Origin of the sequence: Lentzea albidocapillata subsp. violacea (assembly GCF_900100275.1) — a bacterium.
Lineage (GTDB): Bacteria > Actinomycetota > Actinomycetes > Mycobacteriales > Pseudonocardiaceae > Lentzea > Lentzea violacea.
Genome location: NZ_FNET01000016.1, coordinates 122998 through 144144, shown reverse-complemented (window position 1 = coordinate 144144; position 21147 = coordinate 122998). Strand labels below are relative to the sequence as shown.

Below are 21147 nucleotides of genomic sequence, written 5' to 3'. Positions count from 1 at the left end.
GCGGTCAGACGGGTGCATCGTGGTGCCCTGCTGAGCGTGGACTCGGCCGCCAACGGGCCGGGTCACGCCACTAACGCAGGCCGTTCCACTTCGCGCTGGACGTCGTGCAGGTCGCGACCGTCACCTGCGCGGTGAGGCACTTGTTGGTGCCGACGTTGCGGAACTGGAAGGAGGTACCCGACGCGACGCGGCGCCACCGCTGTTTGCCGCTCGTGGTGCAGGCCTGGCCGAGCACGTCACCTGACGCGGTGGCGGCCAGGCACTTGCCGGTGGCAATGTTGCGCGGCCAGTCGACGCCTCCGCTGATCGGGACGATCCAGCGCTGCTCGCCGGAGAGTTCGTTGCACAGCTTCAGCACGACGTTGCTGCCCGTGTCGGCGAGGCAGCGGTGGCTGCCGGCGAGCTGGTAGACGACGACGGGTTCGGCACTGGCCGGGATGGCGGTGAGCGTGACGGTGACAGCGGCTGTCGCGATGATCGCGGCTAGTTTCCCCATGGACGAGAATCCTGGCAGCTCAGGGGGTTCCGCGAAACCACCCACGGTTGTCAACCATGGCCGTAGTCCAGTGCCCTCCGGAGAGCGGGCTTTGCTTCTACGAGCGAAGGCCCGTACCAGGTCAGGTGTCTGCCGTTGACCAGCGCGTAGGGCAGGCCGGGGAAGCTCTCCGGTCCGTCCTCGTGCGTGAACAGGTACGGCTCGTCGGGCAGGATCACCAGGTCGGGGCGCTTGTCGTTGAGCTCGTCGAGGCTCGGACGCGGGTACCGCTCGTCGTGCGTCGCGTAGACGTTCTCGATTCCGAGGCGCCGCAACACATCGGTGGCGAAGGTATCGCGGCCGACGACCACCCACGGGCGGCGCCAGACCGGGATCAACGCGGTGAGCTTCGCGGGTTTCGTGTCGCGCCACAGCTCTTCGGCTTCGGTCAGCCACTCGGGTACGAGGTCCCAGCCGAGCCCGAAGAGCCTTCTGAGCGACTCCAGCGCCATCGGCACCGTCTTCGGCGCCTCGGTCACCCAGACGTTGATGCCGTTGGCGCGCAACCGGTCCACGTCCTCGGCGCGGTTCTCCTCGGAGTTCGCGATCACGAGATCGGGCTGTAGTGCCATGACCTTGTCGACGTCCGGGTACTTCGAACCACCGACGCGGGGCACGTCGAGATCGGCCGGGTGCGTGCAGTAGTCCGTTGCCCCGGCAAGAGATCCGGGCACGCTCACCGCGACGGCCTCGGTGATCGACGGCACCAGGCTGACCACGCGTCGCGGCTGGTCGAGCGGGACCGGCTCACCGAGGTCGTCGACGGGGAGCATCAGACTCCCGTGATCTTCAGACCGGCGTGGGTCTTGTAGCGGCGGTTGACCGCGATGAGGTTCGCGGTGAACGCCTCGACCTGGTGGGCGTTGCGCAGCCGGCCGCCGTAGACGCCGCGGAAACCGGGCACGAGCTCGGCCAGTTCCCGGACGGTGTCGGTGGCCTCGCGGTCGTCGCCCAGCACCAGGACGTCCATGTCCACTTCGGACACGGTCAGGTCGGCGAGCAGCACGGCGGACACGTGGTGGAACGCGGCGGTGACCTTCGACTCCGGCAGCAGGATCTCGGCCTGCTGCGCCGCGCTGCCCTCGGTGACCGGCAGCGCGAACGGCCCCTGCTTGTCGAAGCCGAGGGGGTTCACGCAGTCGATGACGATCTTCCCGGCGAGCTGGTCGCGCAGACTGGCGAGCAGGTCTCCGTGCCCGTCCCACGGCACCGCGACCAGCACGACGTCGGAGTCGGCGGCGCAGTCGGAGTTGTCCGCGCCCCGGACGTCGCCGCCCGCGGTCTCGACGATCTCCTTGGCCGCCAGCGCGGCCCGGTCGGCGCTGCGGGAGCCGATGATCACCTTGAGACCCGCCTTGGCCCAGCGGATCGCGAGGCCCTTGCCCTGGGCTCCGGTACCGCCCAGGACACCGACGGTGAGGTCACGAATGTCTGTCACCCCTGCATCTTCACACGATCCGCCGGATGCGGGCTGCCCAACGTGACCTTGGGCTCTCAGCGCACGGCCTCGAAGCGCACGCGCCGTTCGACCGGGTCAGCCTCGGCCAGGCGCACGCGAATCGATTCACCTTCCGGCAACCGCTTCCCGGAGCACTTGGCGAGGATCGGCGGCTCCGACACGAACACCTCGGCCTCGTTGTCACCGGACCGCAGCACCACGGCGTCGAACTCCTGCCCGACGCGTCCGGCCAGCACCCACGCCTCGACCTGGTCCAGCGACGCCCGCTCCACCTTCGAGGCGAGGGAGTCGGACGACCCCATCAGCGACGGCAGCTGCGGCAGGGCCTCGGCCAGCCACGACGGCAGCTCCTGCCCGGCCGTGACCGCCAGGCACACCTCGGTGGCGAAGCGGTCGACCAGGCGACGCAGAGGTGCGGTGACGTGCGCGTACGGGGCGGCTACTCCCGCATGCGTCACGAGTTCGGGGACGGGCCCGTTGAACGCCGAGTAGCCCGCACCGCGCAGCAGTCGCGTGGCGTCGGTGAACAGTGCCAATGCTTCCGGCGTCGAGGCGTCCAGGCCGGCCAGGAACGCACCCGGCGACAGGTCCGCGGGCCAGCGCACCTTCAGCGCCGCCGCGGACTTCCGCAGCGAGGCCACGGCAGCGGCGTCCGGGTCGGGCAGCGTGCGCAGGACGCCCACGCGGGCCTCCAGCATGATCGACGCGGCGGCCATGCCGGTCATCAGCGAGATCTCCGCGTTCCACGAGTCGACCTGGGCGCGTGGCCTGGTGACCAGCTGCCAGCCCTCACGGTCGGACTCGATCTCCTGCTCGGGCAGCTGCAACTCGATCGCGCCGCGCTCACGGGCCAGTGCCCGCCGCAACGGCCCGAACTCGGCCAGCGCCGCCACCGACGGGTGCGGATCGCCCGCGTCGAACGACTTCTGCACCGACTCGTAGTCGAACTGGGCCGTCGACCGCACCATCGCCCGCCGCACCTCGACAGCGGTGGAAACGCCATCGGCGCCACACGTGAACGTCCACAGCACAGCGGGGCGCACGACGCCGGGCAGCAGCGACGCCGCGCCCTCGGAGAGCACGGTCGGGTGCAGCGGCACGTTGCCGTCAGGCAGGTAGAGGGTCTGACCGCGCCGCCGGACCTCCAGATCCAGAGGGCCGCCGGGCGTCACGAACAGGCCCAGGTCGGCGATCGCGTAGTGCACGACGAAGCCGTCGCCGGACTTCAGGACGCAGAGCGCCTGGTCCAGGTCCTTGGCGCCGGGCGGGTCGATCGTCACCAGGGGCAGCGAGGTGAGGTCGGGCCGGTCTCCCGGGGAACGGGAGACCGCCGCCTCTGCCTCGGCGAGCACGGCCGCGTCGAAGGAAGAGGGCAGACCGAACTCGGTGCGAATGCCGTCGAAGGACACGTCCGCACGACCCGTGCGGATCACCAGGGAAGCCACCCGCACAGACTAAGTACCCAGCACTCAGTCTTCGTCGTCGCCGCGCCACTTCTTGTCGGACTCGTCGGCTGCCCTGGTCCGTTCGCGGGCGATCTCCAGGGCGCGGGCCGCGGTGGCCTCGTCCGGGTACGGGCCCATCCGGTCCGGGCCCTTGCAGCCCTTGCCCTGCTCCACCGTCTGGTGGGTCAGGCAGAAGTACCAACCGCTGCTGTCACTCATACGCGTTCGCCTCCCAAAGGCGCCGGGAATCCCCGCGGCGGCGTGGACTGGTTGGCGTTGGCGTACTCCGCCGGGATCGGGTCCAGACACGACACCAGCACCGTGCGGTCCTCGGCGTTCTCGATCTTACGTCCGGACCGGTCGCGGTAGACGAGAGAGCCGTCGGAGTCGATCTCCATGATGGCGCCGACCTCGGCCAGCTGTTCCTCGTCGAGGTCGGCGAGCTTCTCGTAGCGGGACGGCACCACCCGGTACACCGGCCACTTCAGGTGGCCGTAGGTGCGGTGGAAGTCGGCCAGCAGGTGCACGAGGTGCTGCTGGAACGGCAACGGCATGGCCTCGGCCAGAGCCCGTGGGATCACCACGTAGTCGGCAGAGACTCCCGGTGCTCCGGCCGCCACGTAGTCACGCACTGGTGCGCTCGACGCGGGCGGTCCGGAAGGCCTCGGGATGGGGTCGTGGTTGAACATGGAGCGCCTCCCCGCGATCTACACGCCCGGCCGGACGGCCAGCGGCATCAACTCGTAATAGTCCCAGTTGAGCTTGCTGATCTTCACGACATCACCCGTCTGGGGGGCGTGGATGTACTCGTCGCCACCGAGGTACATGGCCACGTGATGCACCGTCCTGGGGTTCGACGTGTCCGTCGCCCAGAAGATCAGGTCGCCTGCCTGGGCGTCGCGCACCGGGAGGTGGGCGCCGCCCTTCTCGTACTGGTCGTTCGCCACGCGCGGGATGCTCACGCCGGCCGCGCCGAACGCCTTCACCAGGATGCCGGAGCAGTCCCACGCGTCCGGGCCGTTGCCGCCCCACAGGTACGGCTCGCCCAGCTGTTCCTTGGTGAACCCGATCGCGATGCCCGCCGCGTTCGACGCCAGCAGGAACTCCCCCGCGCCCGAGCCGCAGCCCGCCGGGTCGGTGATCGCGCCGAGTTCGCCGAGCAGGAACGCCGCCATGGACTCCCAGTTGTGGTACCGGTCGGGGTACGCCGACCGCTCCACCGCCTGCGCCGAGTCACCGGGGCGCTTGTTCTCCCAGTCCGGCACCTTGAGCAGCACGTCGTAGAACTTGTTGATCGCGTACGTCGGGTCGATCACCTCGGCCTGGGTGCCCCAGCCCATCGACGGACGCATCTGGAAGATGCCGAGCGAGTCGCGGTCGCCGTAGTTCAACGGGCGCAGGCCCGACTCGGTCATGCCGGCCTGGATCGCGATCTGCCACGCGAGCGGGGGCAGCTTGCGTTCCTGGCCGATGGAGATGATGCGCGCGACGATGTTGCGCTGCTCGTCGTTGAGGCGCGACGCGTCGTGGCGGCCCTTGTCACCGCCGCCCGCGTCCCACGGGCCGATGGCGGCGTTGCAGCTCATCCGCATGAGGTTTGCACCGGCCGCGGGGTTGGTGGAGTTGCTGACAACCTGCGACACGCCCGACGTCGCGACCGCGATCACGACGATCATCGCCAGTGCCCCGACCAGCAACATCACGCGCATGGCTCAGTCCACCTTCGTGTAGCTGGTCACACGCCAGGACCCGTCCGGCGCCTTGACCAGCGTGATCTGCACCTTGCCCTGGTCGGTGGGGATCGCGTAGTCGATCGACGACGTCGTCGACTTCACCGCCGTCACCTTCCCGGTGATCTTGTCCGGCACGTTCCGCGGGTCGATCGTGGCCATCTGCGCCAGGAACTCGGGGGTCGTGTAGTCCTCGAGCTGCTTGAGCCACTTGTTGACGTCGTTGTCCGGCGGTGGCTTGATCCAGGTTTCCGCCCACAGTTCGGCGATCAGCCCCGCGTCGGCCGGGGGCGGTGCCGCCTTCGCGCTGTTGCTCGGCGGCGGCACCTTGGTCGGCAGTGAGGCACCGCTGCCCGGCAGCTGGCCGACCTGCGTGCCCTGCGCGGACGTCGACGGCTGACCGGCGGCGGACGGGTCGGCGGGCTTGCGGTCGAGGACCCTCGGGATGATCACGCCGAGGGCGATGACGAGCAGTACGAAGATGATGATCGAGGCGACCAGGTGACGCGGGGAACGCAGCGGCCAGCCCCACAGCCTGCGGTAGACCGCGGCACGGCCGCGGTTGGTACGGATCGGCACCTACGCCTCCCTTCAGTTGTCCCTGACTTCGAACCCGCGCGACGGCCGGTAGATCACGTGCACTGGACGCCCTGCCACCACTTCCGTCTCTGCTCTGCGAGGTTCCTGCACCGGCGCGGAGTAGGCGCCCGACCGCGACGGCACGAGCACCGCGTCGTCGACCCTGTCCCACTGCCGGTCGGTGACCGTGGGGCTGTCCACCACGCGCGACCGGGCGGGCGGCAACGCCGCCGGACCCGATCCCGAGGGCAACGCACCGGCCCGCACCGACGAGGAGTCGCCACCGTTGACGATCTGGCCCGGCACGGAGTCGCGGTCGAGCCGCTGCGCCGTCGCCATGACCGGGTTGGACGCCTCCGGGCGCACCCGGCCGCGACCGCGCTGCGGCACCTCGTCGCCGCCGGTCTCGTTCTCCCGCACGGACTCCCAGAACTCGTCCTGCGGCGTCGGGCCCGCCTGCTTCCGGCGGCCCGCGAGCTTCGACCAGACGCCGCCGCTCATCGGCAGGACGTTGCTCGCCGAGCCGACGGACATCTCGACCATCTGCCACATGCGGCGCAACGGTTTGCCGATCACGAAGCACACGAGTGTCAGCATCAGGCCGAGCAACGTGCGGGTCAGCAACGACAGCCCGGTCGCGTTGAAGATCGCCTGCAGCAGCAACGCGTGCACACCCGCGAGGACCGCGAGGATCAGCACGTTGAAGATCGTCACGGCGGCCGCACGGGCGACCTTGCGCAGCAGGTCGTGGTGCAGCAACGCGACCAGGCCGATGAGTGGCCCGGCGAGCGTCAAAATGCGCAGCAGCAACTGGGCCAGCAGCACCGCGGCCTTCGCGAACAGCTGGAACAGCGAGAACGCGATGGACTGCAGCAGCGCCAGGAAACCGGCGCCGGTGCGGCTGCCGTCGGCGCCGTCGAAGTAGCCCTTGGCGGTGCCGAGCTGGGCTTCCAGGGCCTTCCACTCGGCCTTCTTGGCGTCCAGGGCGGCCTGGTCGGCGTCCTTGCCCTCGGCGATCTCGGCCGTGGTCCACGCCTGCGCCTTGAGGATCCGCGGGCCGTACTCGGCGGCCTGCGGTGCTTCCGGCGTGCCGAACGCACCGCGCAGCCAGCTTTGATAGACGACCGCGTCGTGGAGTTTCGTCGGTAGTACGTGAAGTGTGCCTTGTTCTTCTGGCGCCTCGATGAACCCCGCCTGGATCTCCGAGGTCTTGGAGACCAGCGTGTTGTCGAGGAGGTTGTAGAACTGTGGCAAGGCCAATGTGGACGTTGCCAGCCACATGGCCGCCAGCGCCCACAGCCCGCGTTTGGAGATCGTGGCGAAGTCGCCGGTCCAGATCTGCCGGAACATCAGGATCGCGAGGAGCAACGCCACCAGGCCGAACCAGCGCAGGTAGACGTTGTCGTAGACCTTCTGCACGCCGTTCTTCACGGCGTCGTCCAGCGGGACCAGCAGACCGCGGCCCATCACCGTGTAGTGCAACGCGTTCGTGGCGCCGACGATGTTCTTGCCGATGCTGAAGAGCTCGTTGCCGGCCCACGTGTCGAGCGTGGCGTTGGCGTCCGGCAGGACACCGCACTTGGGCTGGTAGTTGTGCCAGACCATGCCCGCGTAGCCGTACTCGAGGTACGGCGAGCCGGGCAGGCCGTTGCCGACGGGCGGGTCGAGCGCGCCGACCATGCCGGCGCCGGGCCGTTCCGGGTTCGGTGCCTCGCCACAGGACTGGGCGTGCGCCATCGGGGCGCCGATGACCACCTGCAACGCCAGGATGGCGGCGACGAGGCCGACCGACCTGGTGCGTGCTGACGCGCGCAGCGAGAACCGCCGCCTTGCCCACAGCAAGGCGGCGATCGCGAGCACGATCGTCAGCGCCGTCATGCGCCGCCGTCCCGGTGGCGGTTGGTGCCGTCACCGTGGCCCACCAACTGGGCCTCTTCTTCCGTCAGCCCCAACTCCATGTCCGCCGCCAGTTCGTCGTCGATCTCGTCGGGCACGTAGGCGGGCGGCAGCGGAGCCGCGTCGGCGTCGTCCACCGGCACGAGTTCGCCGTTGCCGTTGTCGCGCTTGGCATCGGGGGTCGTGTCGAGGGCGTTGCGCAGGTGTTCCAGGTGCGGGCCGCTGAAGTCGATGCGGATCCGCTCCACGCCACCGGCACCGTCGCCGAAGATGAACTGCCGCGGCGCGCGGTCGCGTTCGGTCGCGTTGCGCTCGCCACCGGGGCGGCGGCCCAGCGAGGCGATGACCTGCTCGTACCCGGCGCCGATCGGCACCTTGAGCAGCCGCAGGGCGTCCGCCTGCGCCGAGTCGTCGTCGAGCCGGCCGACGAAGACCGAGTCGAGCAGCGTCACGAAGCCCTGGATCTTCAGGAAGTCGGCGGGGATCTGCGACGACAGCAGCACGCGGACGTTCCACTTGCGCGAGTCACGCGCGAAGCGGTTCATCAGCACGCGGCCGGTCGGGACTTCGGAGAGGAAGAACGCCTCGTCGATCCAGACGCCCTTGCGCTGGTCCTTCGGCTTCTCGTAGATCGAGCGCTGGGTGAGCCAGGCGGCGAGGTTCAGCATCTCGACGCCGAGCGACTCCGCGTCCGTCCAGTGCTCGCGGCCGACGCCGTCCTTGGGCAGGTTGAGGCCCGCCATGGTCAGGACGGTGAGGCGGTCGTCGCGCACCTCGTTGTACGGGTCGAGGTTCTCCTCGGGGATCAGCAACGACATGCGCTCGCGCATCTCGTCGAGGAAGTCCGCGACGACGACGGCGTGCTCGTGGTGCTCGGACGCGTCCCGGCGCAGCGCCTCGAAGACGAGACCGGGGTGGGCGTCGAAGCGGCCACCGACCGTGCGGACGGCACGCAGCAGCACGATGCGCGTCTGGGGCAGACGCGCGACCTCGAACGGCAGCAGGCCGCTCAGCACGTCCAGCACGAGGCGGCGGCGGGTGGCGGCCGCGAGGGCCTTCTCCCGGCGCCAGGCCCGTTCCGGGTCGTCCTCGTCGAGGAAGTGCTCGATCATCGGCTCGGCGACCACCCGGTACGGGTTGAGGATGCCGGGCTGGGCGTTGAGCAGGTTGATCGGACGCGCGTAGGGCCGCAGTTCCGGCAGTTCGCACAGCGCGGACAGCGGGCCGGACGGGTCGAGCAACGTCCAGTGCGCGCCGGCCCGCAGGGTCTTGTAGACCATGCCGCCGCCGAGGAACGACTTACCGGCACCCAAGCCCGCGACCATCGCCGTCAGGCCCGAGGCGTCGCGGAGTTCCTGCGCCATCCACGGGTCCCACGCGACCGGGCGGCGGGTGGCCGTGACGGTCTCGCCGAGCAGGATGCCGCGCCGGTCGCCGACCTCGGCCGTGGCCGTGGGGACGGCGGACGCGGCCCACAGCACGCTGCCGCGCCGCAGGTACGCGCCGCTGGACAGCGGTTCGCCCGGAATGAACTCGCGGGCGATCGCGTACTGGGCCTCGGGGTGCTCGATGGCGACCTTCGGCTTGTACAGCTCCAGCAGCGACTGGGCCAGGCGCAGGGCCTCACGCTCGGTCGGGCCGGAGACGGCGAGGCGCCACCACGAGCGGACCCGGGTGCCGAGCGCGGTGAAGCCCGACGTCATCTCGTCGTCGATCTCCAGCACGCGGCCGGCCTGGCGGGCCAGCGACTGCGGCGGTTCCAGCTCGTGCTCGTCGGTGTAGTGCCGGACCTGCGAGCGGACCTTGCTCATCTGCCGCGACAACTCACCCGAGACCTCTTCGGGCTTGCGCACGTAGATGCGGGCGGACCACTCGACCGAGGCCGGCAGCCGGTCGGCGCGCTGCACCCACGGGTCGTCGACCTCGGGGATTTGCAGGCCGTGCATGAGGCCGACGGTCAGGACCGCGACGTGCCGCTTGATGCCCGCGTTCGAGCCCGTGCGGCCGCGCACGGTCACCGTCGGCGAGTAGGGCTCCTGGTGGAAGTCCGCGGCGTCGGTGAACGACGCCAGGTCCTCCGGTTCCCACGCGGCACCGGGTACGGCGGGCAGGTTGCGCGGCGCGGGCAGACCCAGCGAGCACGACCTGTGCATCAGCCAGGACATCTCCTCGGCCGTCGCGGGACGGCCTTCGAGACCGGCGGACCCGATCACCTGGTCGAGGTGCTCGACCTCGGAGTCGAGCGCCACGAGCTCGGCGTCGACGGCGTCCGGGAAGACCTTGCGCAGCACGGGGGCCGCGCGTTCGACGGCGCGGTCCATCATGTTGCGGGTCTGCACCTGAACACCCAGGTAGACCTCTTTCTCCGCCATCGAGCGGCCCATGAGCTGCTGCTGCTCGCCGACCATGTAGTCGTCGAACGACAGCGTGCCGGGGGTGTCCGGCAGGCGCTTGACGGCGTTGTGCACGTGCGCCTCGGCCCACATGCGGATCGGGTACGGCCGCGTGGTCACCCGCAGGTGCATCCAACGGCCCTGCAGCTCGGCGTACTGCCCGGCGATGGCGGCGATCAGGTCCTGGCGCTGCGAGTCGCTGCGGAACGACCAGCGCTGCGGCGCGAGCCGGTACCAGGCGTAGACCTCCTGGCCGGTGCGCAACAGGTGACCGTCGATGCTCCTCGCGGAGATCGACGGCGTGTAGCTCGGCACGGTCTGCTCGCCGGGCAGGCGGCGGCCACGCTTCGAATAGGCGGCCCGGTCGCGGTCGCGGGGGTCAGCCGCGGCGTGCTGGGCGATGTGCTGGGCGGAGCGACGGTCACGGTCTCGCCGGCGTCCGAACACCGCGAACCTCCTTCTTACGGCTGTCTGGCGTCCGGCGGGGCTGGGCCTGCTGTCTCGCCCGTCGTTGTTGTTTCTTGGTCAACTTGGGACGAGGCCGCTGCGGACTGACCCGGATCCGGGCGGCGCTGGCCGCCCCACCGGTGCTGGCCGTGCGCTCTCGAGGTGCGGTGAGCTCGCGGACCCACATCGACATGACGGCCGTGAGGGGCCGTTCATGGCTGATCCGCTGGGTGATGAACCGGGTGAGGATGATCGTCGCGACGAGGGCCCACGCGGTCGAGAAGAACCCGAACCCGATGCCCATCTGCCGTTCGATCGTGAGTACGACGAGGAAAACGACGATCCCGACGCCCCACGCGACGTATCGCGCGCGCCAGGGAAATGTCGCCTTCGGCGGACCGAGCCAGACGGCGTCGACCCGGTAGACCTCGTCGTCGGTGCGGACCCGCACGGATCAGCCTCCGACGAACAAGCCGGCGAGCCACTTGCCGATGTTCGCTCCCGCGTCTGTCGTGACCGCGAGACCGATGATGGCCAGTGCGACGATCACGCCACCGAGGCGGCGCATGACACCCGCGTTGTCGCCCTTGCCTCCGCCGAGCCACAGCAGCAGGAGTGCGACCGTCAGCAGCAGCAGGGGGACGATGTTGCCCAGGATCCAGTCACGGACGTTGCTTGTGCCCGGCACCGTCGGCTGCTGCTGAGCGAGTGTCACCAGGTCCATGGCGATCATTAGGTACTCCAGAGTGCGCTCGGGCTTGCGCTACGAGTAGAACACGAGTTCGTCACGGCGTGTGGGGCTGTTGATGCTGGGTGTAGATCATCTGGCCGTTCCCCCTGGGAGGAATTACGTCTAATCTGGCCGACACATCATCACTGAGGAGACGTCAGTGGGGAACACCGGGCCCAAGATTCTCTCCGTCGCTGACAAGGTTCACCCGACTGCGAACGCCCTGGTCACCCACAGTGCGTGCGGCCTAAACATGCGCACGGGTACACCCACGTGAACGCTCTGAACGGCCGGTTCGCGACCCCTCGGACAGGCACTGCTGGCACTGCTGGCACTGCGGGCGCGCTCCGAATCGACGACTCCGAGGAGATTCGCCCATGCTCGAACCTGACCTCGTGCCGGACGGAAGTGTGGACGGAATCACAGCCTCCCCTAGTGCTCCAGGCGTGGACGAGCCTACCGGGCAGAGCACGCAATCCCGGCGCCGGGTCCAACGGACGATCAACTTCGACAGGTCGGTGCTGGAGCGCGCTCGTGCGGCCGCGACCTACCTCGCTTCGTACGAGCCCCAGGCCGGGGTGAGGTCGCTCGCCGACATCGTGAATCCCGCGGTGCTGGCCTACGTGACCGAGTTGGAGGATCTCTACAACGACGGGGAGCCGTTCCGGCCGGTGCTGCGGATGCCCTCCGGGCGTCCCGCGAACCGGTGAAGCCCGGCGACCATGGGCCGCCGGGCTTCGTGAGGGGTTCGCCGGTTCGCTAGGAGGCGCCGCTGATGCGCCAGAACACGCCGGTCGAGGCGTAGTCGGGGCCCACGGAGCCCTTGCCCCAGAAGTAGTCGTTGTAGTTACCGAGCGCACCCGTCGAGGTGACGGGACCCATGGTCGCCCAGCGGACGGACGCGGGCTGGGTGTCGATGCTGGCCTGCGCCCACGCGTCGCGGACCTTCATCGGGTTGTTCCACCACAGGAACGGCGAGCGCCACATGTAGTGACCGAACTTGCCGCCGTGGTTGGCGGAGTTGTAGCTGATCGTCGTGAAGCTGTTGATCTGGTGCAGGCCGCGGAAGGCCTGGCCCCAGCGCTGCGCCCAGTTCTGGCCGCCGGTGCTGTTCTCGAGGATCAGGCAGGTGAACAGGCTCATCCACTCGACGTCGTGCTGACCCCAGCGCGCGTCGGTGTTGGCGAGCTTGCTGTCGGTGTGGTTGGAGCAGCCGGTGAAGTAGAAGCCGGTGCCGGAGCCGTGGCCCTGCCAGTAGGTGAGGTCGACGTCGTCGGCCCAGTCGGTGTCGTCCCCGCCCGCGAACATCGGGTCCTTGAAGTCGCTCTCCCACGCGTTGCCGTCGAGCCAGCTGAAGTCGCGGGTGATGCCGTGGTTGCTCGCCTCGGTGTTGAACGTGCCGATGTTGGCCGCGGTGTTCGGCAGGCCGGAGCAGTTGCCGGTGCCCTCACTGCCGACCTGGGTACCGATCGCCTGGCTCCTGAACTGGGCGTCCGGGCGGGGCTCCTGGCCCGGTCCCGGCTGCGGCAGCTCGGCGCCGACCGTGGCGGGCAGGGTGATGGCCTGCGGTGCGCCACCGTCGTCGTTGCGGCCAGCGCAGCGGAACGAGGGCTCGATCCTGTCGACCTTGTCCTCCAGCGGCGGGGCCACGTAGACGTAGCTCACCTCGGGCTTCACCGAGGCACCCAGGTACTTCTGGCACAGCTCGGCGCCGTAGGCGAGGTCGTTCACCTCGACCGTGCCGGCCTTGTCGTAGGTGCGCGCCGCGTGGCTGACCGCCGTCACGCCCTGCGCGTCGAACGAGACGCGGATGTTCGCACCCTCGCCCTCCAGCGGAAGACCGTCGAGCTGGAACGTGTACGACACGCTCGTGTCGAGGTTCGCCGTGAGTGCGTTGCGCCCGTTGGCATCCGACAGTTCGAACGTCGTGTGCTGCGCGCTGGGCGTCGCGTTGCCCGGCAGCACACCCGCTGCCCTCAGGCCTTCCTGCGCACGCTTGGTGGCCTCTTCGGCAGGGATGGTCTCGATGCGCTTGATCGCCTCGGTGTCGAGCGCGGTCTGCGTGGTGGCGTTGCCGTCCTCGTCCGGCCTGCCCTGTCCTTTGTCGACGGTCGGCAGGTACTGGTAGCGCTGCTCGTCCGCGAAGGCCACCACGCCGGACTCGGATCTCTGGACGTCCTTGAGGCCGAACGCCCGTTGCAGCCTCTGCGCCTGCTCCTCGTCGAGACCGGAGCTCGTCACCCCGTAGACGGGCAGCTCCGTGGCGTCGGCGGTCGCGACACCGACCGCTCCCGCGGTGACGAGACTGGACAGGGCCAGCACCACCGTCAGCTTGCGTTGCATTGTCTGTTCCCCTCCCTCGGGGACGGCCGGCTGCAGGGGCCGACCGTCTGACAGGAGGATCTGGGTGCGTTCGCGGTGATACCGAGGGTGGCCAGTTGCGGCGGGCGCACCACTCGAACGGCCGAAATTCTGTAACACCCTTGGACAGTGGAAGATCTAGAGGCGGGCAGTTGGGTACTTGATGCCCGCTCCGGTGTTCAGCACGACCACTTCGTCGTCCGCCCCGAGCCAGCCGTCCTCGCGCAGCGAACGGACGGCGCTGATCGTCGCGGCGCCTTCCGGGCACAGGAACACGCCTTCGAGCCGGGCGGTCTCGGCGCGGTCGGCCGCGATCTGCTCGTCGGTCACCGCCACCGCCGTGCCACCGGTCTCCCTGATGGCCTGGAGGATGATGAAGTCCCCCAACGGTTTCGGCACGTTGATGCCGAACGCGCTGGTGTACGCGTCGTGCCAGAAGGCCGATTCCGCCTCCCCCGCCTCGAACGCCCGCACGATCGGCGCGCAGCCGGTGGACTGCACGGCGACGAGCCGGGGCAGGTCGCCGGAGATCCAGCCGAGCTCGCGCATCTCCAGCAGTGCCTTGTGAATCCCGATCAGCCCGACCCCGCCGCCGGTCGGGTAGACGATCACGTCGGGGACGCGCCAGCCGAGTTGCTCGACGATCTCGTAGCCCATCGTCTTCTTGCCTTCGATGCGGTAGGGCTCGCGGAGCGTGGAGGCGTCGAAGAGGTCGACGTCCGCGATGGCCTTGCCCGCGTCGGCGATGGTGCCCGGCACGATCCGCAGTTCGGCGCCGCTCGCCTCGACCTCCTCGCGGGTGATCAGCGGGGCGTCCTCGGGCATCGCGATGACGCTGCGGATGCCGGCGCGGGCCGCGTACAGGGCCCAGGCCGCGCCCGCGTTGCCGTTGGTCGGCATCTTGATGCCCTTGATGCCCAGTTCCCTGGCCCTCGCCACGCCGACGGCCGCGCCACGGGCCTTGAACGAGCCGGTCGGGATGAGCGAGTCGTCCTTCATGAGGACGTTCGCGTCCAGCGCCCGGCTCAGCGCGGGCAACGGCACGAGCGGCGTCATGCCCTCGCCGAGGCTGAACGCCGGGTCGGGGTCGCGGACCGGGAGGACGTCGCGGTAGCGCCACAGCGAGTTCTCGGCCGTCGGCCTTCGGACCTTCGTCAGGTCGTAGCGGGCCAGCAGCGGCGACGCGCACTCGTGGCAGAGGTTCTGGACGGCGTTGGCATCGTGTTCGTGGCCGCAACGGGCGCATTCCAGATGCGTGAGCATTCCCCATGCATACAGGCGGATGAGCCGGCATGTAAGCCGGATCCTGTTCATGGGACCGAGGTCCCAGTCGGCGGCCATCCATCTGGGCCTGCCGTCGCCGACAGGCTCTAGCGGCCTACCCGCGAGCATCGGGCGGGCAGCCCTCGAACGCTCGCGCAGCACCTTCACCTGCGATCCGGTGCCCTCTTGGCCTTGCTCCGGGTGGGGTTTACCTAGCCGCCCCAGTCACCTGGGGCGCTGGTGGTCTCTTACACCACCGTTTCACCCTTACCGCGGCTTTCGCCGAGGCGGTCTGTTTTCTGTGGCACTGTCCCGAGGGTCGCCCCTGGTTGCCGTTAACAACCACCCTGCCCTGTGGAGTCCGGACTTTCCTCGACAGTCTCCTGCCGCGGCCGCCCTGCCGACTCATCCGCACTGACCAGGATATCCCAGCGGCTGGAACCGGTTGTCCACCGGTGCGGACGTTGGTTGACTTCGGCCATGACACGACGACGCCACGTCGACTACGGCCGCGTGGCAGCAAGCCTGTGTTGCCACCTCTGAGTGCGTTCTCCGTAGCCACGAACTCAGGGAGTGCCTTGCCATGTCCAACCTGCTGATCATCTCCGGTGCGCCGTCCCACTCCGCGCCGACAGGTCTCGTCGTGTCGTTCGTGGAGGAACGACTACGGACCGCCGGGCACCGCGTGTCGTTGCTCGACGTGCGCTCTCTACCCACGTTGTCGCTGCTCACCGAGGACGTGCGGGATCCGGAGATCGCCGCGGCCGTGAGCGGGGTACTGGCCGCGGACGGCGTCGTGGTCGCCTCGCCGGTGTACCGCGCGGCGTACAGCGGGCTGGTGAAGGCGTTGCTCGACCTGCTGCCGAAGAAGGCGTTGCGCGGGCGGGCGGTGCTGCCGCTGGCGACGGGCGGCAACCAGGGTTTCCGGGTGGCGATGGACTACGCGCTGCACCCGTTGCTCGCGGCCAAGGGCGCGGACCAGGTGGTGCGCGGTGAGTTCGTGCTGGACCGGAACGTCGGAACGCCCGGCGCGGCGGCGGCTCTGGAGGCGGCGGCCGACCGGTTCACGACGGCGCTGACGCCGCGGTTGCGCAAGGTCGGCTGACACCGGCTCCTTCCTGGGACACTGCCCCGGGGAGGACCGATGGTGAAACCGCTCCACATCGCTTCGGCTTTGGCCTTGGCAGTCGCAGGCGCGCTCCTGCTGTTCAGCAGCCAGGAGAAGACGGCCTCGACCCAGGTGACCTCGACCACGGTGCCGTCCGGCTCGCCCGGCGCGGGCTGGACCGAGGAGGAGATGCGCAACGCAAGCGGCCAGGACATGACAGCCGGCCCCAGCGTCGAGGCACTGGTGGCCGGTGGCGCCGTCCTGGCCGCACTGACGATCCTGCTGGTGGCGCGCCGCCGTTCCGCGCGCTGACCTCAGCCGAGGTGCGAGGTGTCGTTCACGAGCTTCACCGACGCGTGCCCGTCCGGGTAGAACTCGGCGATCGAGACGCCGGTGAGGTCGAGGTGCATCCGGAACAGGAACTGCGGCCCGACGTCCAGCGCCTGGCGGAGCAGCGTCTTGATCGGCGTCACGTGGCTGACCAGCACCAGCGTCTTGCCGCCGTACCGCGCGATGATGTCCGCGCGCGCCTTGCGAACCCGCGCGTGCACCTCGTCGAAGCTCTCGCCGTTCGGCGGCTTCACGGACGTGTCGCCCAGCCACCTGCGGTGCACCTCGGGGTCCTGCTTGCTCGCCTCGGCGAACGTCAGCCCTTCCCACGTGCCGAAGTCGGTCTCGATGAGCCCCTGGTGGGTGACGACCTCGAGCCCGATCCTCTCGGCGAGCTTTCCCGCCGTCTGCTGCGCTCTTTGCAGCGGTGACGAGATCACCGCCGCGATGCCGTCCATCTTGGACAGTCGTGCCGCGGCCTTCTCCGCCTGCTCCAGCCCGAGCTCCGTCAGCGGGTGGTCGCCACGACCCGAGTAACGCCGGTCGACCGACAGCCTCGTCTGCCCGTGCCGCAGCAGGATCAGCCGCGTGGGCTCCCCCGCCGCGCCACTCCAGTGCGGCTGCTTGGCGCCTTCGGCCTGTGGGGGTTTCGCCTCGTCGTCCATGGCCTCGTTCGCGAGCCTGTCCGCCTGCCGGTTGCGCTCGCGTGGGATCCACTCGTACGTGACCTTCTGGAAGTCACGCGCGACCTCCTGCGCTTCCCGCGCGAGGGGCTGCATCGAGGGGTGCTTGATCTTCCAGCGCCCGGACATCTGCTCGACGACGAGCTTGGAGTCCATCCGCACGTCCACGGTCTCGGCGTTCAGCTCGCGCGCGGCCCGGAGCCCGGCGATGAGCCCCTGGTACTCGGCCACGTTGTTGGTGGCGACGCCGATGAACCCCTTGCGCTCGGCCAGCGTCTCACCGCTGAGCTTGTCGCGCACGACCGCGCCGTACCCGGCCGGACCGGGGTTGCCCCGCGAGCCGCCGTCAGCCTCGACGATCACCTTCACGGGCCGATCGTAGCCCCGCGTTCGGGTACCTCCGGACGCCCTGTATTCTGTTCACATCAGTCTGGGTGGCGGAATGGCAGACGCGCTAGCTTGAGGTGCTAGTGCCCGAAAGGGCGTAGGGGTTCAAGTCCCCTCTCGGACACCAGTTTCATCTTTGACGCCGGAGGGCGGATGCTCACATCGAGCATCCGCCCTTCGGCGTTGTGCACCGTCTCAAGGCGTCACGATCACACAGTGATGACGACCTTCGCACGGGCGTGTTCGGTCTCGACGTAGCGGACGGCAGCGGGCACCTCCTCCAGCGAGTAGGTGCGGTCGATGACCGGCGTGAAGCCTCCCGACTCGGCGAGGTGCCGCAGCTCCGCGAGGATCTCCCGGTCGAGCGTCGTGGTGAGCACCAGCAGCCGGTCGCGGACGAACGGGGCCAGCAGCTTCGCCCTGATCATCAGCCACATGGGCCCGACGAGGCTGCCGCCGCCGAACACTCCCCCGCCGGACAGCACGATCGTCCCACCGGGCGTGAGCGCACGCCGCAACCCGGTCAGCGAGTGGTTGCCGACCAGATCGAGGACGAGGTCGTAGCGCGTGCCGTTCCTGGTGAAGTCGTCCACGGTGTAGTCGATGACGTGGTCCGCGCCGAGCGACGCCACCAGTTCGGCGTTCCTCGTGCGGCACACGCCGGTCACGGTGGCGCCCAAGGACTTCGCGATCTGCACGGCGAACGTGCCCACGCCTCCGGACGCTCCGTTGACCAGAACGTGCTGTCCCGGCTGGAGGTCTCGCAGTCCCTTCAGCGCGGTGTGCCCGGCCAGCGGTACGGCGGCGGCCTGCTCGAACGTCAGGTTGGCTGGCTTGGGCTCGACGAGGTCCTCGGACACGCACACGTACTCGGCGAACGCTCCGTCGGCGGTACCGAGGTCGCCGTACACCTCGTCGCCGGGCCGGAAGCGCCGCACGTCCCTGCCCACCGCCTCCACCCTGCCCGCGAAGTCGCGACCGCGGATCTTCCTCCTCGGAGCGGTGACTCCGACCCCGGTGAGCCGGGCCAGGTAGGGGTCTCCGCGCATGACGTGCCAGTCGTACGCGTTGACCGAGGCCGCGTGCACCCGTACGAGGATCTCGTTGCCGGAGGCCGCCGGCGGCTCCACGTCGCGGAACTCCAGCACGTCCGGCGATCCGTACCGGTCCTGGACGACTGCCTTCATCGAGTCTCCCTGAGCGCGAGTCCGGCGCGGGCCGGACGAGTCGGCGACGCCGGGCGGCGGATGATCCACTCCGCGACAGCGAGGTTGACGAGCCAGGCGGCGAGCATCAGCAACGCGTTGCTGAGCCGGTCGGGCTCGCCGACGGCCACATGCCACGCGGTCAGCGTCACCGCCTGGGTGCCGGCGCCGAGCCCGATCGCGAAACCGCGGATCATCCAGGCGCGGTGCCCGGCGACGTCCCGGCGGCGGATGGCGGCGAACCCGAGGACGATGAACACCGCCCATGCCGTGCCGAACACCAGCCGGACGCCGGTGAGAAGAGTGCCCACGTCGGCGGGTTTGGGGTAGAACACGGTCATCCACAGACCTGACAGCGCTCCTATGAGTCCACAAAGGACCAGAAGTCGTCCTGCCGCCCGGTGCCATCCCGGTCTGCGGCGGCGTAAGCCGGGAGCGAACTGGAAGGCACCGAGGACGGAGTACACGCTGACAGTGACGGCATGCACCACCACGGGCACCGGTGAGGCGAAGAACCGCGCGTTGTCCGGTGTGATCTCCGCGCCGCCGCCCAGCTCGGCCAGCCGGAGGGCGCCACCGAGCACCGGGATGACGCTGAACAGGATGATCGCGGCCGGGATGAGCTTGTCCGGCTTGGTGAAGGAGGCCATACGCCAGATCGTGGTGCCTGCGGCGGTGTCGGCTCATCGGCACAAGGGCCGCGATCATCCCGGCCGATGGTCCGACCCGCTCGTCGTACTTTCGGCTACTGGCGCCGGAGTCCACTCCGGACGCGCTTGGTCTCGTAGGCCCAGATGGCGATCTCGACCCGGTTCCTGGCACCGATCTTGGCCATCAGGCTGGCGATGTGGCTCTTGACGGTGCTGAGCGCGATGTGGAGGTCCTTGGCGACCTCGCTGTTGGTACGCCCGCCCGCGACGGCGGCGAGGACCTGCTCCTCCCGTTCGGTGAGCGGATCGATCGGCTGCCCGGCGCGGCCGGCGGGCCCGGTGTCCGCGAAAGCCTCGATCAACCGAGCCGTGACGCTGGGGGCGATCAGGGCGTCGCCGGAGGCCGCGGCGTGGACGGCCTGGGCGAGCAGTGCCGCGCCGGCGTCCTTGAGCAGGAAACCCCTGGCGCCCGCGCGCAGTGCGGCGTAGACGTACTCGTCGAGGTCGAACGTGGTGATCACGACGACGGCCGGCGGGTCGGCGACGCCGGGCCCGGCGAGCAGGCGAGTGGCCTCGATGCCGTCGATTCCGGGCATGCGGATGTCGAAGAGGCACACGTCCGGCCGCAGCCGGCGGGCCAGTTCCACGGCCTGCAGTCCGTCCGGCGCCTGGCCGACGACCTCGATGTCCGGCTGGGCGTCGAGGATCATCGAGAGTCCTGTGCGGACGATCTCCTGGTCGTCGGCGACGATGACCCGGACGCTCATGCGGCCGACCCGGTGAGCGGCAGCACGGCGGTCACGGTCCAGCCCCGGCCTGGGTTCGGGCCCGCCTCGCAACTGCCGCCGAGCAGGCCGGCGCGTTCCGTCATGCCGATCAGCCCGTGCCCCTGCGCCGAGGTGCCGCGGAGGGTGCCGGTGTCGCCGTCGTCGCTCACCCGGAGACGGACCGACGAGTCGCCGACGGTCACCCGCACCTCGATGCGGGTAGCGTGCCGGGCGTGCCGCCGCGCGTTGGTGACCGATTCCTGGGTGAGCCGGTAGATCGCGGTTCCCACCGATCTCGGGAGGTCGTCGACGGCGCCGTCGATCCGCACGTCGACCTCGGGTCCAGGCCGGCCGGGGCTCGCGAGCCGTTCGATGTCGGCAACGTTCGGGCTGGGTGCCAGGTCCGCGGGTTCGTTGTGGCGCAGGGCTCGCACCATCGTGCGCATCTCGGCGAGCGCCCGCGACGCCTCCGATTCGATCAGGCCGAGCGCCTCGATCGCCGCTTCCGGCCGCGACGCGACCGTCGCGAGCCCCGCCTGGGCCCGGATCGCCATCGCCGACACGTGGTGCGCCACCGTGTCGTGCAGGTCCCGTGCCAGCCGCTCCCGTTCCAGCAGCTTGACCTGGTCGAGCTCCCGTGCCCGCGCCCGTCCCCGGTACCGCACCGCGGCGCCAAGGGCGCACGCCGCCCCGAGAACAGCGCTGCCGCCCACCGCCTCCCCCACGCTGATGAAGCCGAGCGCCGCCGACAGCCCGACCTTGCCGACCATGATCGCCAGCCCGATCACCGCCTCACGCCCGGAACCCCACCGGAACAGCGAGAACGGGAAGAGCACCATGAACACCATCACGCTGAGCTCAGGTTCGCCCCCGAGCACCAGCGAGGCGACCGCGGCCACGCCGAACGCGACGGCGACCACGAGCAGCGGCCTGCTCCGGCGCAGCAACAACAGCGGCAGCAGCCCCACCGCCAGCACCAGCGAGCCGGCCCGCGAACTCAGGTCCGGCCGCAGCACCGCCTCGAGCACCGCAACCGGCGCGAGCACGGCGACCAGCACCCAGTCCCACCACAGCCGCGCCGCCGCACGCACCGGCCGGGGCTCATCCCACACCGACCGCAGAAGGGCGAACACGTCCACATCGTACGAGAGCCGGCACCAGGACAGATCCGTCCAAAGT

At 69.7% G+C, this 21147-nt stretch carries 22 protein-coding genes, 1 tRNA gene and 1 other RNA gene; 4 read left to right on the top strand and 20 right to left on the bottom strand.

Annotated features, from left to right (window positions below; genetic code table 11):
* Positions 1–70 precede the first annotated feature (70 nt).
* From BLR21_RS30120 to BLR21_RS30065, 12 genes are read right to left on the bottom strand one after another with little or no spacing between them, the layout of a single operon-like run.
* Entirely contained in the window at positions 71–496 is a 426-nt protein-coding gene (locus BLR21_RS30120; protein WP_143027917.1) for an RICIN domain-containing protein, read from the bottom strand.
* A gap of 50 nt (positions 497–546) precedes the next feature.
* Positions 547–1308 (bottom strand): helical backbone metal receptor, encoded by a 762-nt coding sequence (locus BLR21_RS30115; RefSeq protein WP_090011235.1) that lies wholly within the window; start codon positions 1306–1308, stop codon positions 547–549.
* Positions 1308–1973 carry an NADPH-dependent F420 reductase gene (npdG, locus tag BLR21_RS30110; RefSeq protein WP_090011233.1) on the bottom strand — a complete coding sequence of 222 codons (666 nt, stop codon included), beginning with the start codon at positions 1971–1973 and terminating at the stop codon, positions 1308–1310. Before npdG ends, BLR21_RS30115 begins: the two co-directional genes overlap by 1 nt.
* Positions 1974–2029: 56 nt before the next feature.
* Positions 2030–3439 carry an RNB domain-containing ribonuclease gene (locus BLR21_RS30105; protein ID WP_090011232.1) on the bottom strand — a complete coding sequence of 470 codons (1410 nt, stop codon included), beginning with the start codon at positions 3437–3439 and terminating at the stop codon, positions 2030–2032.
* Between the two features lie 24 nt (positions 3440–3463).
* On the bottom strand, positions 3464–3658 hold the full coding sequence (locus tag BLR21_RS30100; RefSeq protein ID WP_090011230.1) for a hypothetical protein: 195 nt from the start codon (positions 3656–3658) through the stop codon (positions 3464–3466).
* A complete protein-coding gene (locus tag BLR21_RS30095; protein ID WP_090011228.1) occupies positions 3655–4128 on the bottom strand; it encodes a hypothetical protein in 474 nt (157 codons plus the stop codon). The genes BLR21_RS30100 and BLR21_RS30095 overlap by 4 nt, the downstream gene beginning before the upstream one ends.
* Before the next feature lie 18 nt (positions 4129–4146).
* Positions 4147–5148 carry a C40 family peptidase gene (locus BLR21_RS30090; RefSeq protein WP_090011225.1) on the bottom strand — a complete coding sequence of 334 codons (1002 nt, stop codon included), beginning with the start codon at positions 5146–5148 and terminating at the stop codon, positions 4147–4149.
* A 3-nt stretch (positions 5149–5151) separates the two neighbouring features.
* On the bottom strand, positions 5152–5748 hold the full coding sequence (locus BLR21_RS30085) for a hypothetical protein (RefSeq protein ID WP_090011223.1): 597 nt from the start codon (positions 5746–5748) through the stop codon (positions 5152–5154).
* A gap of 12 nt (positions 5749–5760) precedes the next feature.
* Entirely contained in the window at positions 5761–7626 is a 1866-nt protein-coding gene (locus tag BLR21_RS30080) for a hypothetical protein (protein WP_090011221.1), read from the bottom strand.
* Positions 7623–10484 carry an ATP-binding protein gene (locus BLR21_RS30075; RefSeq protein WP_090011219.1) on the bottom strand — a complete coding sequence of 954 codons (2862 nt, stop codon included), beginning with the start codon at positions 10482–10484 and terminating at the stop codon, positions 7623–7625. Before BLR21_RS30075 ends, BLR21_RS30080 begins: the two co-directional genes overlap by 4 nt.
* The gene (locus tag BLR21_RS30070) at positions 10459–10935 is read right to left on the bottom strand and encodes a hypothetical protein (protein ID WP_090011217.1); all 477 of its coding nucleotides are present in this window, start codon (positions 10933–10935) and stop codon (positions 10459–10461) included. Before BLR21_RS30070 ends, BLR21_RS30075 begins: the two co-directional genes overlap by 26 nt.
* 3 nt (positions 10936–10938) lie before the next feature.
* Positions 10939–11217, bottom strand: coding sequence for a hypothetical protein (locus tag BLR21_RS30065; RefSeq protein WP_030480998.1), 279 nt, complete (start codon positions 11215–11217; stop codon positions 10939–10941).
* Positions 11218–11591: 374 nt separating this feature from the next.
* On the opposite strand from BLR21_RS30065, the gene BLR21_RS30060 reads away from it, so the two are divergent.
* The gene (locus BLR21_RS30060; protein WP_090011214.1) at positions 11592–11924 is read left to right on the top strand and encodes a hypothetical protein; all 333 of its coding nucleotides are present in this window, start codon (positions 11592–11594) and stop codon (positions 11922–11924) included.
* Between the two features lie 49 nt (positions 11925–11973).
* On the opposite strand, the gene BLR21_RS30055 is transcribed toward BLR21_RS30060, so the two are convergent.
* From BLR21_RS30055 to rnpB, 3 genes are all read right to left on the bottom strand, one after another.
* A complete protein-coding gene (locus BLR21_RS30055) occupies positions 11974–13557 on the bottom strand; it encodes a DUF6345 domain-containing protein (RefSeq protein ID WP_090011212.1) in 1584 nt (527 codons plus the stop codon).
* Positions 13558–13713: 156 nt separating this feature from the next.
* The gene (locus BLR21_RS30050; protein ID WP_090011210.1) at positions 13714–14838 is read right to left on the bottom strand and encodes a threonine synthase; all 1125 of its coding nucleotides are present in this window, start codon (positions 14836–14838) and stop codon (positions 13714–13716) included.
* 16 nt (positions 14839–14854) lie between these two features.
* Positions 14855–15246: RNase P RNA component class A (gene rnpB, locus BLR21_RS30045), an RNA gene on the bottom strand.
* 175 nt (positions 15247–15421) lie between these two features.
* On the opposite strand from rnpB, the gene BLR21_RS30040 reads away from it, so the two are divergent.
* Together BLR21_RS30040 and BLR21_RS30035 are read left to right on the top strand one after the other, a co-directional pair.
* Positions 15422–15943, top strand: coding sequence for an NAD(P)H-dependent oxidoreductase (locus BLR21_RS30040; RefSeq protein ID WP_090011208.1), 522 nt, complete (start codon positions 15422–15424; stop codon positions 15941–15943).
* Positions 15944–15982: 39 nt separating this feature from the next.
* Positions 15983–16258, top strand: coding sequence for a hypothetical protein (locus BLR21_RS30035; RefSeq protein ID WP_090011206.1), 276 nt, complete (start codon positions 15983–15985; stop codon positions 16256–16258).
* A gap of 2 nt (positions 16259–16260) precedes the next feature.
* Here the strand turns inward: BLR21_RS30035 and BLR21_RS30030 are convergent, their stop codons facing one another.
* The gene (locus BLR21_RS30030; RefSeq protein WP_090011288.1) at positions 16261–17322 is read right to left on the bottom strand and encodes a bifunctional RNase H/acid phosphatase; all 1062 of its coding nucleotides are present in this window, start codon (positions 17320–17322) and stop codon (positions 16261–16263) included.
* Between the two features lie 65 nt (positions 17323–17387).
* Between BLR21_RS30030 and BLR21_RS30025 the strand changes: the two genes are divergently transcribed.
* Positions 17388–17473, top strand: a tRNA-Leu gene (locus BLR21_RS30025).
* A gap of 82 nt (positions 17474–17555) precedes the next feature.
* Here the strand turns inward: BLR21_RS30025 and BLR21_RS30020 are convergent.
* The 4 genes from BLR21_RS30020 to BLR21_RS30005 all read right to left on the bottom strand — a co-directional run bounded on the left by BLR21_RS30020 (position 17556) and on the right by BLR21_RS30005 (position 21101).
* Complete coding sequence (locus BLR21_RS30020; RefSeq protein ID WP_090011204.1) at positions 17556–18533, bottom strand: NAD(P)-dependent alcohol dehydrogenase; 978 nt, start codon at positions 18531–18533, stop codon at positions 17556–17558.
* Positions 18530–19201 carry a DUF2306 domain-containing protein gene (locus BLR21_RS30015; RefSeq protein ID WP_090011202.1) on the bottom strand — a complete coding sequence of 224 codons (672 nt, stop codon included), beginning with the start codon at positions 19199–19201 and terminating at the stop codon, positions 18530–18532. The genes BLR21_RS30020 and BLR21_RS30015 overlap by 4 nt, the downstream gene beginning before the upstream one ends.
* Positions 19202–19296: 95 nt before the next feature.
* Positions 19297–19968: a response regulator gene (locus BLR21_RS30010; protein WP_090011200.1), complete on the bottom strand. Its 672-nt coding sequence runs from the start codon at positions 19966–19968 to the stop codon at positions 19297–19299.
* A complete protein-coding gene (locus BLR21_RS30005; RefSeq protein ID WP_090011286.1) occupies positions 19965–21101 on the bottom strand; it encodes a sensor histidine kinase in 1137 nt (378 codons plus the stop codon). Before BLR21_RS30005 ends, BLR21_RS30010 begins: the two co-directional genes overlap by 4 nt.
* Between the last annotated feature and the right edge of the window lie 46 nt (positions 21102–21147).